This window comes from Streptomyces sp. NPDC016459, from assembly GCF_040632845.1.
Taxonomy (GTDB): Bacteria; Actinomycetota; Actinomycetes; order Streptomycetales; family Streptomycetaceae; genus Streptomyces.
On record NZ_JBEYCR010000001.1, the window covers coordinates 652,764 to 666,277 of the forward strand.

11 protein-coding genes are annotated in these 13,514 nt (G+C 73.2%); all 11 read right to left on the minus strand.

Annotation, left to right across the window (positions count from 1 at the left end):
* Window positions 1-82 precede the first annotated feature (82 nt).
* The 11 genes from ABZ567_RS02990 to ABZ567_RS03040 all read right to left on the minus strand — a co-directional run bounded on the left by ABZ567_RS02990 (window position 83) and on the right by ABZ567_RS03040 (window position 13,514).
* Window positions 83-1,615 carry an MFS transporter gene (locus tag ABZ567_RS02990; protein WP_360783930.1) on the minus strand — a complete coding sequence of 511 codons (1,533 nt, stop codon included), beginning with the start codon at window positions 1,613-1,615 and terminating at the stop codon, window positions 83-85.
* Window positions 1,616-1,657: 42 nt separating this feature from the next.
* Entirely contained in the window at window positions 1,658-4,186 is a 2,529-nt protein-coding gene (locus tag ABZ567_RS02995; protein WP_360783933.1) for an SDR family oxidoreductase, read from the minus strand.
* Between the two features lie 4 nt (window positions 4,187-4,190).
* Window positions 4,191-5,135 (minus strand): aromatase/cyclase, encoded by a 945-nt coding sequence (locus tag ABZ567_RS03000; protein WP_360783935.1) that lies wholly within the window; start codon window positions 5,133-5,135, stop codon window positions 4,191-4,193.
* 45 nt (window positions 5,136-5,180) lie between these two features.
* On the minus strand, window positions 5,181-5,966 hold the full coding sequence (gene fabG, locus ABZ567_RS03005; RefSeq protein ID WP_360783938.1) for a 3-oxoacyl-ACP reductase FabG: 786 nt from the start codon (window positions 5,964-5,966) through the stop codon (window positions 5,181-5,183).
* Window positions 5,967-6,054: 88 nt separating this feature from the next.
* Window positions 6,055-6,324 carry an acyl carrier protein gene (locus ABZ567_RS03010; protein WP_360783940.1) on the minus strand — a complete coding sequence of 90 codons (270 nt, stop codon included), beginning with the start codon at window positions 6,322-6,324 and terminating at the stop codon, window positions 6,055-6,057.
* A gap of 54 nt (window positions 6,325-6,378) precedes the next feature.
* Window positions 6,379-7,599, minus strand: a complete 1,221-nt coding sequence (locus tag ABZ567_RS03015; RefSeq protein ID WP_360783943.1) for a ketosynthase chain-length factor — start codon at window positions 7,597-7,599, stop codon at window positions 6,379-6,381.
* Window positions 7,596-8,867, minus strand: a complete 1,272-nt coding sequence (locus tag ABZ567_RS03020) for a beta-ketoacyl-[acyl-carrier-protein] synthase family protein (protein ID WP_360783944.1) — start codon at window positions 8,865-8,867, stop codon at window positions 7,596-7,598. The genes ABZ567_RS03015 and ABZ567_RS03020 overlap by 4 nt, the downstream gene beginning before the upstream one ends.
* Entirely contained in the window at window positions 8,864-9,193 is a 330-nt protein-coding gene (locus ABZ567_RS03025; RefSeq protein ID WP_360783946.1) for a TcmI family type II polyketide cyclase, read from the minus strand. Before ABZ567_RS03025 ends, ABZ567_RS03020 begins: the two co-directional genes overlap by 4 nt.
* Window positions 9,194-9,239: 46 nt before the next feature.
* Window positions 9,240-10,706, minus strand: coding sequence for an FAD-dependent monooxygenase (locus ABZ567_RS03030; RefSeq protein ID WP_360783948.1), 1,467 nt, complete (start codon window positions 10,704-10,706; stop codon window positions 9,240-9,242).
* A 71-nt stretch (window positions 10,707-10,777) separates the two neighbouring features.
* Window positions 10,778-11,743 carry a hypothetical protein gene (locus ABZ567_RS03035; RefSeq protein WP_360783949.1) on the minus strand — a complete coding sequence of 322 codons (966 nt, stop codon included), beginning with the start codon at window positions 11,741-11,743 and terminating at the stop codon, window positions 10,778-10,780.
* 4 nt (window positions 11,744-11,747) lie between these two features.
* Window positions 11,748-13,514: a biotin carboxylase N-terminal domain-containing protein gene (locus ABZ567_RS03040; protein WP_360783951.1), complete on the minus strand. Its 1,767-nt coding sequence runs from the start codon at window positions 13,512-13,514 to the stop codon at window positions 11,748-11,750.

Here is a 13,514-nt window from a genome sequence, read left to right on the forward strand (position 1 = left end):
TGCGACGGACCCGCGTTCCCCCCGTACGGGCCCACAGGCGGCCCGCCCGCCGAGGGGCCGCCTGTACATGCCCCCGGACCCGTCAGGGCGGGCCCGTACGCCGGGGGCGTAGGCCGGTGAGTGCGGTGAGCAGGCCGAGGGCGCCGACCACGGCGACCAGGGTGAGCGCCGGGCGGCAGGCCGCCGCGATCTCCGCCGCCGTCGCCCCGGCGTCCGGGGCGGCCCCGGGGAGCAGCGCGGCCACCAGGGCCACCGAGAGTGCGGCGCCCACCTGGACGGCGGTCTGGTAGAGGCCGCTGCCCGCCCCCCGCTCGGCGGGCGGAAGGTGGGCCGTCGCCTGCATGTTCAGCGCGGCGAAGGAGAGCACGAAACCGGCCCCGACCAGCAGCATCGTGGGCAGGATCCCGGTGGCGTACGCCGGTGGCCACGGCGCTCGCAGGAGGAGCAGGTACCCGGCGAACGGCAGGACCGCCCCGGCGGCGATCAGGCGTGGTGCGCCGAAGCGGGCGACGATCCGCCCGGAGTACAGCGCGGTCACCATCAGGGGGACGGCGGCCGGCAGGAACGCGGCGGCTGCCTGCGGCGGGGACCAGCCCGCCAGGCTCTGGAGCTGGTGGGTGAGGACGAACAGCATCCCCAGATAGGAGCCGTTGAGGCAGGCAGCGCCCAGCGCCGAGCGGATCATCGCGCCGCTGCGGAGGGCCTCGAACCGTACGAGCGGCCGGGCCGAGGCGCGTTCGAGGGCGACGAACAGGGTGAGCGTCACTCCGGCCAGGGCCAGCAGCCCGGTGGAGCGGAGGTCGGCCCACCCGTGGGCGGGTACGGACGTGATGCCCTGGATCAGGGCGAGCAGCCCGGCGAGGAACGCGCCCGCGCTCGCGAAGCCGTAGCGCCGGCGAGCCGTGCCGGGGAATTGCCGTGCGGTGTCGCCGTCGGGGCGTCCCGGCCGGCCGTCCGCCGTGCCCGGTGGCAGTCCCGCCCTGTCCGCCGGCGTGCCGTCCGCCGCCGCCCCCGGGATCAGCCGCAGTCCCAGGACGAACAGCACCAGGACGGCCGGGGCGGGGAAGGCGAAGGTGAGGCGCCAGCTGATGTCGGTCAGCCAGCCGGAGAGCAGGAGGCCCGCCGTGAATCCTCCGGCGCCGAAGAGGGTGTAGACGGAGAGGGCCCGGTTCCGGGGCGGGCCCTCGGGGAAGGCGGTCGCGATGATCGCGAGCCCGGTGGGTGCGGTCAGCGCCGCGCAGAAACCCTTCACCACCCGGGTGGCGGTGAGGAGCGAGGGGTCCTCGGCGAGGGCGCCGACCACCGAGGCGGCGGCGAAGCCGAGGAGAGCGGCGAGGTAGACCCGGCGGCGCCCCAGCAGCGTCACGACCCGGGCGCCGAAGAGCATCAGGCCGCCGAAACCGGCGGCGAATCCGGTGACGGTCCACTGCATGGTGGTCAGGGGCGCGCCGAGGTCCGTGCCGATCGCGGGCAGCGCCACGAGCGCCACGGACACTTCGAGCGCGTCGATGAGCATGTTGCCGGCGAGCACGACCAGCAGCCCCCACATCCGGGGGCTCCACGGGGCGTGCGCCGGAGCGGGTGCGGTGTGCGGGGGGACGAAGGAGCTGGTCATGGTCCGGCGCTCCAGCGGGTCGGAGGGGGCAGGGACGTGTGGTCAGCCGAGCAGGGTGCCGCCGCTCGCGTCGACGAACGAACCGGTGACCCAGCGGGCGTCGTCCGAGACGAGGAAGGCGATGACGTCGGCGACGTCCTCCGGTTCGCCCACCCGGTTGAAGGTCGACAGTCCGGCCATGGCCGTGACGGCCTCCGGGATGTCGAAGACCGGGTTGCTGTTGCGGGTGATGCCGGGCGCGACGGAGTTGATGGTGATGTTGCGCGGTCCGAGCAGCTTGGCGAAGTGCAGGGCGAGCATCTCGACGGCGCCCTTGCTCATCGCGTAGGCGATCTCGTCCGGGTTGGCGAACCGGGTCAGACCGGACGATATGTTGACGATCCGGCCGCCGTCCGGGATGTTGGTGAGGGCCCGCTGGATGATGAAGAACGGGGCCTTCGCGTTCACCGCGAAGATGCGGTCGAACTGCTCGGGGGTCGTGTCCTCGGCCGCGACCCCGCCCATCACCCCGGCGTTGTTGACCAGGATGTCGAGCTGCGTGGAGCCGGTGCGCTCCTTGAGGCCCTCTTCGAGCCCGAGGAAGAGTTCGTGGACGCCACCGGCCACTCCCAGTTCCGCGCGGACGGCGAAGGCGCGTCCGCCGTCCTTCTCGATGCGCTCCACGACTTCTGCCGCCGCGTCCGCGCCGGTCGCGTAGTGGACGGCGACGAGCGCCCCTTCCCGTGCGAGCCGTTCGGCCGTGGCCCGGCCCATGCCCCGGCTCGCGCCGGTGACCAGCGCCGTCTTTCCGGTGAGCTTTCCCATGTTCTCTCTCCTGACGATGTGTGAGCCGATGTGGGGGACGATGTGTGAACCGATGTGCGGACCGGGGTACGGGCCCGTGGGTGAGGCGTGTCGTTCCGGGGGCCTGGTCTTCGAGGTGGCCGTAGGGGCCGGCGGGATGTCTGCGAGTCGGGCGTCCCGTGCGAACCAGGTGGCGAGCGCCGCTTCGAGGCCCGCGGCGGAGGTGCCGGCCCAGGCGACGTAGCCGTCCGGCCGGACCAGCACGGCGTCCACCCCGTCCAGCGGCCCGCCTCCCGGATCGCCCGCCGGATCGACCGGCCGGAACACTGTCACGACGTCCACGCTCCGGCCGAACGGCCTCGCGGTCCCCGTGAGGAGGTCCCGCCGCTCCGACTCGTCCGCCGTCACCAGCAGGACCCCGCGGGCGGCCCGCAGCAGCTGCGCCGTGCTCACCGCCGTGCCCACCGGCGAACCGTCCTGCCCGGCGCCCTCCGTCCCGCCCTCGTCCGCCGAAGCGTCCTCCGCCGCCCGGAGCCTCAGCGACATCGGCGGCAGCCTCCGCCCCGCCAGCTCGTGCGGACCGCCGCCCGGCCGTCCCGCGTCCGTGAGCGCGCCGCCGTACCGGATGTCCAGGCCGCTGATCATCCCGGCCAGCCGGGCCCGCACCCCCTCGTACGGGAGCAGTTCGCCCATCACCGCGCGCAGGCCCGTCACCTCGGGCCCGCCGAGCAGCAGTCGGGCCTGGGCGCGGATGTTGGAGAGGACCTGGCGGCCCACCTCGTGCCGTTCCTCGTGGTAGGAGTCGAGGAGGTGGGCCGGCGCCCGGCCGCGGGCCGTCCGGGCCAGTTTCCAGCCCAGGTTGACCGCGTCCTGGAGGCCCAGGTTGAGGGCCTGGCCGCCGATCGGCATCTGGGCGTGGGCGGCGTCCCCGGCGAGGAGTACGCGGCCGTGCCGGTAGCGGTCGGCCTGTCGGGAGACGTCGCCGAACGCGTTGACCCACAGGGGGGTTCCGGCCGACAGGTCCTCGCCGGTGACTTGGCGCCAGGCGTCGACGATGTCGGTGAAGGACGCCTCGGCGGCGCGGGGCGCGCGGCCGAACTGGTGGACCATCACGCGGGTGACGCCGTCGGGCCTGCGGGCCGCGATGGCCAGCCCGTGCGGCAGGCGTTCGAAGCGTCTGCCGCGGATGTCGATGCCGTCGATGTCGGCGCGGATCAGCTCGCGTCGGGCGTCGGTCCCGGGGAAGCCGACGCCGGTGAGCCGGCGCACGGTGGAGTCCTCGCCGTCGCACCCGACGGCGTACGGGGCCGTGATCCGTACCGTGGCACCGCCCGGCCCGACCGCCTCGACCGTGACCCGGTCCGGGTGGCACTGGAGGCCGGTGACCCGGTGGCCGCGCCGCACCTCGGCGCCGAGCCGTACGGCCCAGGCGCCGAGGACCGCTTCCATGCGGGTCTGCGGGACCTTCCACTGCCCGGGATAGGGGCCGGGCAGCCGCAGGTCGAGCGGGAGGCCGCCGAAGTGGCCCATGGGCTCGTCCGGCGGGGTCCCGATGTCGTCGAGCAGCCCGCGCTGGTCGAGGATCTCCATGGTGCGGGCGTGCAGGGTGGACGCGCGGGACTCGGTCGTCGGGGCGTCGAGCCGGTCCAGCACGATCACCTCGGCGCCGCCGAGCCGCAGCTCCCCGGCGAGCATCAGCCCGACGGGACCCGCGCCCACGACGACGACGTCCGCGTCCGTGACCGCTTCCACGACGACCTCCGCGTCCGTGGTGACGGGTGCCCGCACGGCGTCAGCGCCGCGCTTCGGCGTAGTCCTTGGCGTGGCCGAGGGTGGCGCGGCTGTTGGTGCTGAGGGCCGCCCTCACGTACTCCCGCGCCTGTGCGACGTCCGCCTCGGGGCCGAGGATCTTCTCGATGTTCTCGGCGCGGATGACCACGGTGTGCTGGGAGGTGGCGGCGACCCCCGTGTCCGTCTCGCGGAAGGTCCAGACACCGGTGTGCAGGTTCATCAGGGCGGGCAGGGTGGTCTGCTTGTAGGCGATCTTCTCGCCGTTCAGGCAGACCCGGTAGGACTTCGTGGTGTGCACGGAGCCGTCCTTGGCCCGGGTGTCCATCTCCAGGGTCTGGAGACCGGGGCTGTCCTCGGTGAGGCGGACGACGGCCACGTGCGGGAGCCGCTCCGCCCAGAGTCCGGCCTCGTTGATGAAGTCGTAGGCGTCCTTGGCGGAGCCGGCGATCTCGACGGTGTCCTCGAACGAGAACGTCAACTCCTCGGACGCCGCCGCCAGTTCCACGTTGGTCTTCAACGCGGCCAGCTCGGAGCGGGAGTTGCGGTCGACGGCCTCCTCGATCCAGGCGAGCCCGGCCGGGTCGTCGTCGACGGCGGTGTAGTCGTGCTGGAGCCGGATCCGCGACTCGGTGGCGGAGAGCGGCTCGATGACCCAGGTGCCGCCCATCGTGGCGACGGGCGGGGTCGAGACCTGCTGGCGGAAGGTGATGCGCATCGCCGCGCGGTCCAGGACCCGGCGCGACGTCCAGTTCTTCGCCTCGCCGTTGGCCGTCGCCCAGATACGGATGAGCTCCTCGTCGTCGGAGCGCTCGATGTGGTCGACGTAGATGGTCGGGGGGAAGATCCGCGGCCAGTTCTCCACGTCGGCGATCAGCCGGTACACCTCCTCGGCCGGGGCCGAGACCGTGATCTCGTGCTCCACCTCGCGCGGCTGGGAGTCGGTCATGTCCTTCATCTCCTCGGGTCGTCGAACTCGGGAAGCGGGTACGGCTCAGAAGTTGCCGAGTCCGCCGCAGACGTTGAGGGCCTGCGCGGTGATGGAGGCCGCCGTGTCGGAGGCGAGGTAGCCCACGAGGCCGGCGACCTCCTCGGGGGTCGAGTAGCGGCCGAGGGGGATCTTGGCGGTGAACTTCTGCATGATCGCGTCCTCGGACGTGTCGTACGCGGCCGCGTAGCCGGCCCGCACGCGCTGGGCCATCGGCGTCTCGACGTAGCCGGGGCAGACCGCGTTCACGGTGATCCCGGTGGGGGCGAGTTCGTTGCCGAGCGCCTTGGTGAAGCCGACGACGCCGTGCTTGGAGGCCGAGTAGGGCGCTCCGAGCACCACGCCCTGCTTTCCGGCGGTGGAGGCGATGTTGATGATCCGGCCGCGGTCCTTGTGGCGCATGCCGCCGGTGTTGAGGACGGCTCGGGTGAGGCGGAAGACGCTGGTGAGGTTGGTCTCCATGACGTCGTTCCACAGCTCGTCGTCGAGGTCGGCGGTGACGCCGCCGCCGCTGCGCCCGGCGTTGTTGACGAGGACGTCGACCGTGCCGAAACGTTCCACCGCCGTCTGGACGAAGGTCTCGACGGATTCCGGGGAGCGCACGTCGAGCGTCGTGCCGTCGGCCTCAAGGCCCTCCTCGCGCAGGGTCTTGACGGTCGCGGCGACGTTCTCGGCGTCACGGGCGCCGATGAAGACACGGTGCCCCTGCGTGGCCAGCAGCCGGGCAACCGCCAGGCCGATGCCGCTGGTGGCGCCGGAGATGAGGGCGACGGGTCGGTCGTTTCCGGGCATGACTGCTCCTTCGGAGGTACGGCGGGACGTACGGGGGGTGAGGGAAAGGCTGAGCGGGTGCGGGTGCCGGGAGGATCGGGGGCGGCGGTCAGGCGGAGGCCGGCTGCCCCAGGTGCTCGTTCACGACCTCGACCATGCGGCGCGGCGTCCGCACGTCGCTGACCACCGAGTCGTCGAGCGTGATGCCGTACTCGCGCTCGATCCGGCCGCACGTCTCCAGGATCGCCAGGGACTCGTAGCCGAGGTCCTCGAAGTCCGCGTCGAGGATGTCGCCGTCGAAGTCGACGTTCTCGTCGGCGCCGGCTCCCTCGCGCAGGATGCGCTTGAGGTTCTCCAGGGTGAAGGTCTGGGTGTCCATGTCTTCTTCCGTCCTTCTGTGTCGGCTGGGGGAGGATTCTGCGAAGCGCAGGGGCTACGCGCGGCTGGCCACGACCGCCGAGTTGAAGCCGCCGTGGCCCCGGGCGAGCACCAGGGCGTGGCGGACCTGCAGCGTCCGGGGCTGCCCGACGACCAGGTCGAGGCCGTAGGCGGGGTCCGGGTCGACGTTGACGGTGGCCGGGACGATCCCGTCGCGCATGGCGAGGAAGGCCGTCGCGACGTCCAGGGGCGCGGCGCCCGAGTAGAGGCGCCCCGTCATCGTCTTCGGGGCGGTGACGGGCACCCCGCGCGGTCCGAAGACGGCGTTCAGCGCGTCCGCCTCGGCCCGGTCCAGTTCGGGGACCGCCGCCGCGTCGGCGAACACCACGTCGATGTCACCGGGCGCCAGGCCCGCGTCCGCCAGGGCGAGCTCGACGGCCTTGCGCAGCCCCGGCGGCCGGCCGCTGCCGGGGGCCGGGTCGAAGGTGGAGCCGTACCCGGCGATGTGTCCGTAGACCTCGGCGCCGCGCTCCCGCGCCGACGCCTCGTCCTCCATGACGAGGATGGCGCCGCCCTCACCGGGGACGTGCCCGGCGGCGGCCGCGTCGAAGGGGACGTACGCGGAGCCCGGGTCGTCCCCGGTGGCCAGCCGGCCGCCGGCGAGCTGGGCGACCCAGCCCCAGGGGCAGATCGAGGCGTCGACCGAACCGGAGACGACCAGGCTGGTCCCCTTGCGGATCTGGCGCCGGGCCTGGGCCAGCGCGTCCAGGCCGCCCGCCTGGTCCGAGACGACGACGCCGCTGGGGCCCTTCATGCCGTTGCGGATCGAGATCTGGCCGCTGTTGACGGCGTAGAACCAGGCGAAGGACTGGTAGGCGGAGACGTACTGGCTGCCCTCGGCCCACAGCTTCTGCAGCTCGCCCTGGCCGAACTCGAAGCCCCCGGAGGAGCTGGCGGTGACCACGCCCATGGAGTACGCGGGCAGTTCCGCGGGGACGACCCCGGCGTCCGCGAGCGCCCAGTCGGTGGCGACGAGGGCCAGGCGGGTCATGTGGTCGGTCTGGGCCATCAGCCGGCTCGGCAGGTGCTCGGACGCGGTGAACCCGGGCACCTCCCCGGCCAGCCGTGCCGGGTACTGCGCGGGGTCGAAGCGGGTGACCCGGCCGATGCCGCTCTTGCCGACCCGGGTGGCCGCCCAGTAGGCCTCGGTGCCCAGGCCGTTGGGGGCGGTGACGCCGAGCCCCGTCACCACCGCTCGCGGGGTGCCCGAACTCATGGCATTCTCCTCTCCGGCCGGGCGAGCACCATGGCGCTCTGGAAGCCGCCGAAGCCGCTTCCGACGGTCAGGACCGTGTCGGTGCGGTGCTCGCGCGCCGTCAGCGGCACGTAATCGAGGTCGCACTCCGGGTCCGGGGTGTGCAGGTTGGCCGTGGGGGGCACCACGTGGTGCTCCATGGCGAGGACGGACGCGGCGATCTCGATCGAGCCGATCGCGCCCAGCGAGTGCCCGACCATCGACTTGATGGACGAGACCGGGGTCCGGTACGCGTGGTCGCCGAGGCTCTTCTTCATGGCGGCCGTCTCGTGGCGGTCGTTCTGCTTGGTGCCGGAGCCGTGCGCGTTGATGTAGTCGATGGACTCGGCGTTCAGCCGGGCCTCGCGCAGGGCGACGGTGATCGCCTCGGCCATCTCCGCGCCGTCCGCGCGCAGCCCCGTCATGTGGAAGGCGTTGCAGCGCGAGGCGTACCCGGCGATCTCCGCGTAGATGTGCGCCCCGCGCGCCCGCGCGCTCTCCAGCTCCTCCAGGACGAAGACCGCCGACCCCTCCCCCAGGACGAACCCGTTGCGGGTCCCGTCGAACGGCCGGGAGGCGTGCTCGGCGTCGTCGTTGCGGGGGGTCGTCGCCTTGATGGCGTCGAAGCAGGCCAGGGTGATCGGGGAGATCGGCGCGTCCGTCGCCCCGGCCACCATCACGTCGGCGGAGCCCTCACGGATCAGTTCCACCGCGTGTCCCACGGCGTCGATGCCCGAGGTGCAGCCCGTCGAGACGACGGAGGCGGCGCCCTCCGCCCCGACCGCCCAGGCGACCTCGGCGGCGAACGAGCTGGGGACCAGGTAGTCGTAGAGGTGCGGGACCGCGTAGGTGTGGTCCACGTGGGTGAGCCGGCCGCCGTCGCTGACCACCCGGTACTCCTCGTCCAGGCCCATCGTCGCGCCGACCGCGCTGCCGATGGTGACGCCCGTGCGGTACGGGTCCAGCGCGGTCAGGTCCAGGCCGCTGTCGGCGACCGCCTCACGCGTCGAGACGACCGCCAGCTGCGCCGCCCGGTCCATCCGGCGGATCTCCTGCGGGCTGAGCCCGTGCGCCTCCGGGTCGAAGTCGATCTCGGCCGCGACCCGGGAGCGGAACGCGGAGGGGTCGAAGGAGGTGATGCCGCGGGTCGCGGTGCGCCCGTCGCTCAGCAGGCTCCAGAAGCTCTTGGCGCCGATGCCGCCGGGGGCGGTGACGCCGACCCCCGTGATGACCACACGTCTGGTGCTCACCCGCGTCCCTCCCAGTCGTAGAAGCGGGTGGCGAGGGCGTCGGCCGGGGACCGCCAGGTCGCCGGGTCGTACGCCTCGATGAACGGCTTGAGGTCGTCGCTGATCCGCTGGAAGCGCGGGTCGGACTTGGCCGCCTCGATCAGCTCGCCGCCGTTGTCGGTGTCGAAGTCCTGGAGGTGGAAGTAGAGGTTGCGGTAGGAGAAGAGCTGGCGGCGGCGGGTGCCCATCAGGTGCGGCATGTCGCTGCCGTCGAACGTGCGGAAGAGCCGGGCGACGTCCTCGCTGGAGCCGGGGTTCATCCGGGCCACGATCAACGTGCTGTGCATGGGGTCTCCGTAGGGTGTCGGGCGGCCCGGGAGGGCCGTGGACGGTTCAGCGCGCCGGGCCGAACCAGCGGTCCAGCGCCATCGGCAGATCGGCGAAGCTGCCCGGCGCGGCCCACGCCACATGACCGTCGGGGCGCAGCAGCAGGGCGCTGGTGTCCCCGAGGCACCCGGCGGTGGGGCCGGGCACGGTGGCGGTGACGAGGTCGACCCGGTCCACCCAGGGGGCGGCCCGGCGGCGCAGTTCGGCGTTGTCGGCCAGGTCGAGGAGCACTCCCCGGCCCCGGCGCAGGGCTTCGGTGCTCGACGCCGGCTGACCGGCCCCTTCGAGCGGAACGTGCGGCAGCCGCAGGCCGAGCAGGGGGTGGGAGCCGCCGTCGAGTGCGTAGTGGATGTCGAGTCCGCCGACCATGGCGGCGAAGTGCTTGCTGACGTCGGGGTAGCGGATCAGTTCGTGCAGGACGTCGCGCAGGGGCTGCACCTCCGCGCCGCTCAGGAACAGCAGCCCCTGGGCCTGGGTGTTCATGAGCAGCCGCTTGCCGACCGGGTGCCGTTCGGTGTGGTAGGTGTCGAGCAGCGATTCGGGGGCGCGGCCCCGTACCACCGCCGCCAGTTTCCAGCCGAGGTTCACCGAGTCCTGGATGCTGGTGTTCATGCCCTGGCCGCCGGCGGGGAGATGGATGTGGGCGGAGTCCCCGGAGAGGAAGATCCGGCCGCGCCGGTACTCGGTGGCGTGCCGCGTGGCGTCTCCGAACGAGGAGACCCACACCGGTTCGGCGTGCGAGATGTCGTCGCCGGTGAGCCGCTGCCAGGCGTCCGCGACCTCCCGCCAGGTCGGCGGGGCTTCCCGGCGCCGCGGCGGGGTGCCGCGCTCGCAGACGATGAGCCGGGTCGTGCCGCCGGGCAGCGGGCCGACCATCACCATGCCGCCGGCCAGGGTCTCGCCGATCATGCGCGGGGCGAGGGTGATGCCCTTGACGTCGGCGAGGAACATCTCCATGGTCGCGGCGGTACCGGGGAAGTCGAACCCGGCGGCCTTGCGCACGGTGGAGCGGCCGCCGTCACAGCCGACCAGGTAGTCGGCCCGCAGGGTGTGGACGCCTCCGGGGCCCCGCACCTCGACCTCGACGCAGTCCTCCTTGTCCGTGACGGAGAGGAGTTCGTGGCTGCGCCGGATGTCGGCGCCGAGCTGCGTCGCCCACTCCTCCAGTACGGTCTCGGTGGCGGACTGCGGGATGGTCTTGGCCGCCTGGTGCGCGCCCTTCAGGACCCCGAAGTCGACGGGAAGTCCGCCGAAGTGGCCCACGTTGCTGATCTCGATGTCCCCGAAGCGGGAGAGCAGGCCGCGCTGGTCGAAGATCTCCATGGTCCGGGCGGTGAAGCCCAGGCCGCGGGACTCCCCGGTGCGTGCCGCCAGCTTCTCCAGCACGATGACGTCGGCGCCCGCGAGGCGTAGTTCACCGGCGAGCATCATGCCGGCCGGCCCCGCTCCCGCGACGATCACTTGTGCGTCCATCGGTCCTCCTCGTGAAATCCCGCCGAGGGGCGGGGAACGGCTCCTGAGGTGCGCGTGAAGGGGTGCCCCGGTCAGCCGCGGAAGCGGGCGAGACCCTGGTTCGCCGCATGGGCGGCCGCCGCGTGGCGGGGGTCGGGGGCGAGTGCCTCGTGACGTACGGCGACCTCGGCGAGCTTGATGGCGTGCTCGTCGCCGATGGCGGCGGCGGTGGCGAAGACCTCGGTGAGGTCGGGGACGCCCGCGGAGTCGGCGCCGGGCCACGGAGTCTTCGCAGCGGGTACGGAGAACCAGCCGAGCATCGAGGCGCTGACGTCCCGCGCGACCAGGTACGAGGCGTGGCGCTGGTCGGCCGGCAGGTGCTCGACGACCAGGCGGACCGCCGCCGGGCCGGTGACGGAGTGGATGAGCGGCACCGGGTGGCGGTGGGGTACGGAGGCGTAGACGCCGCAGTACTCGGCCACCAGGTCGTCCAGCGCGCCGGCCGCCCCTTCGGCGTCGCCGGTGCGCGGGTACTCCTCGCCCGGCCGGATGCCGTGGGTGTGGCTCGCGTAGCGCGCGGCCCAGTACCCGAGCCCCTGGGCCAGTTCCTGCCGCTGCAGGAGGTTCTCGTCTCCCGCCCGGGAGAGGGCCCGTACCGCGTGGGCGGTCCGGATGACCCCGTGGGTGAGGACGCCCGACATCCCGGGGAGCAGCCGCGGCCACCACCGGGCGAGCACGTCCGGCCAGGGGGCGAGGGCGAGTTCGCGTGCGAAGAGGGCGGTCCAGTCGGCCACCCGGTTGAACTGCCCGAGCGCGGACCGCCAGTCGTCCGCGTCCGCCGGGTCGATCGTCCACCGGGGCTCGGGGACGTCGTGGTAGGTGTGGGTACGGAGGTTCTGGTCGACCCAGCGGGGTACGTCGTCGGTGTACCCCATGTGCGCCAGCGCCTCGGCGGCCATCGGCGCGTGGTTGACGAAGCGGGGCCCGTGCTCGTACCCGACTCCGCGCAGCCGCTCCAGGGCCCCGCTCACGGCGTCGGTGTAGGTCGTCGCGGCCACGGGGTCATCCGTCCTTGATGTCGCAGATGGTGGCGCCCGTGCTCACGGTGGCTCCCGTGGCGAGCAGGCCCGTGACGACGCCGGAGCGGTGGGCGTTGAGGGGCTGTTCCATCTTCATGGCCTCCAGGACGACGATCAGGTCGCCGCCCTCGACCTGCTGGCCCTCTTCCACGGCCACCTTGACGACGGTGCCCTGCATCGGGGAGGTGAGGGTGTCGCCGGAGGCCACCGCCGTACGTGTTCCTCCGCCGCGCGGGCGGGACCTGGCGGGGCCGGCCGGTGCGGGGGCGTTCCGGGCGGCGCCGTTCCTGGCCGGGGCGAGGAAGGACGGCAGGACCACGTCGAGCCGCTGCCCGCCGACCTCGACGACGACCCGTTCGCGGAGGGACTCCGCTCCGGCCGCCTCGGGGGGCGGGACGAAGGCCTCGATGGTGTTGGCGAACTCGGTCTCGATCCACCGGGTGTGGACGGTGAACGGGTCGGCGGTGAAGGCGGGGTCGGCGACCACGGCGCGGTGGAAGGGGAGGGCGGTCGCCATGCCCTCGACGGTGAACTCCGCGAGTGCTCGGGCGGCCCGCTGGAGGGCCTGTTCGCGGGTGGCGCCGGTGACGACGAGTTTCGCGAGCAGCGAGTCCCACGCCGGACCGATCACGGAGCCGGTCTCGACGCCCGCGTCGAGGCGGACGCCCGGCCCGGTCGGCGGGGCGAACAGCGTCACGGTGCCGGGGGCGGGGAGGAAGCCCCGGCCGGGGTCCTCGCCGTTGATCCGGAACTCGAAGGAGTGCCCGCGCGCGACGGGGTCGCCGTAGCCGAGCTCCTCGCCGTCGGCGATGCGGAACATCTCGCGGACCAGGTCGAGGCCGGTGACCTCCTCGGAGACCGGATGCTCGACCTGGAGGCGGGTGTTGACCTCGAGGAACGAGATCGTCCCGTCGGCCCCGACGAGGAACTCGACCGTGCCGGCGCCGACGTAGCCGGCCTCCTTCAGGATCGCCTTGGACGCCGCGTACAGCTCGGCGTTCTGGGCGTCGGTGAGGAACGGCGCGGGGGCCTCCTCCACCAGCTTCTGGTGGCGGCGCTGGAGGGAGCAGTCACGGGTGGAGACGACGACGACGTTGCCGTGGGTGTCGGCCAGGCACTGCGTCTCCACGTGGCGGGGCTTGTCGAGGTAGCGCTCGACGAAGCACTCGCCCCGGCCGAAGGCGGAGACGGCCTCGCGGACGGCGGAGTCGTACAGCTCCGGGATCTCGCCCAGGGTCCTGGCGACCTTGAGGCCGCGTCCGCCGCCGCCGAAGGCCGCCTTGATCGCGATCGGGAGCCCGTTGCGCTCGGCGAACGTCACGACCTCGTCGGCGTCGCCCACCGGGTCCGGCGTACCGGCCACGAGCGGGGCGCCGGCGCGCTGGGCGATGTGGCGGGCGGCGACCTTGTCGCCCAGGTCGCGGATGGCCTGCGGGGGCGGGCCTATCCAGGTCAGGCCGGCGTCGAGGACCGCCTGGGCGAACTCGGCGTTCTCCGACAGGAACCCGTATCCGGGGTGGATCGCGTCCGCCCCGGAGTCCGCGGCGGCCCGGAGGACCTTGCCCATGTCCAGATAGCTGGTGGCCGGGGTGTCGCCGCCGAGGGCGAACGCCTGGTCGGCGGCGCGGACGTGCGGCGCGTCCCGGTCCGGGTCGGCGTAGACCGCCACGCTCGCGATCCCCGCGTCCCGGCAGGCGCGGGCGACGCGGACGGCGATCTCGCCACGGTTGGCGATGAGCACCTTGCGCAT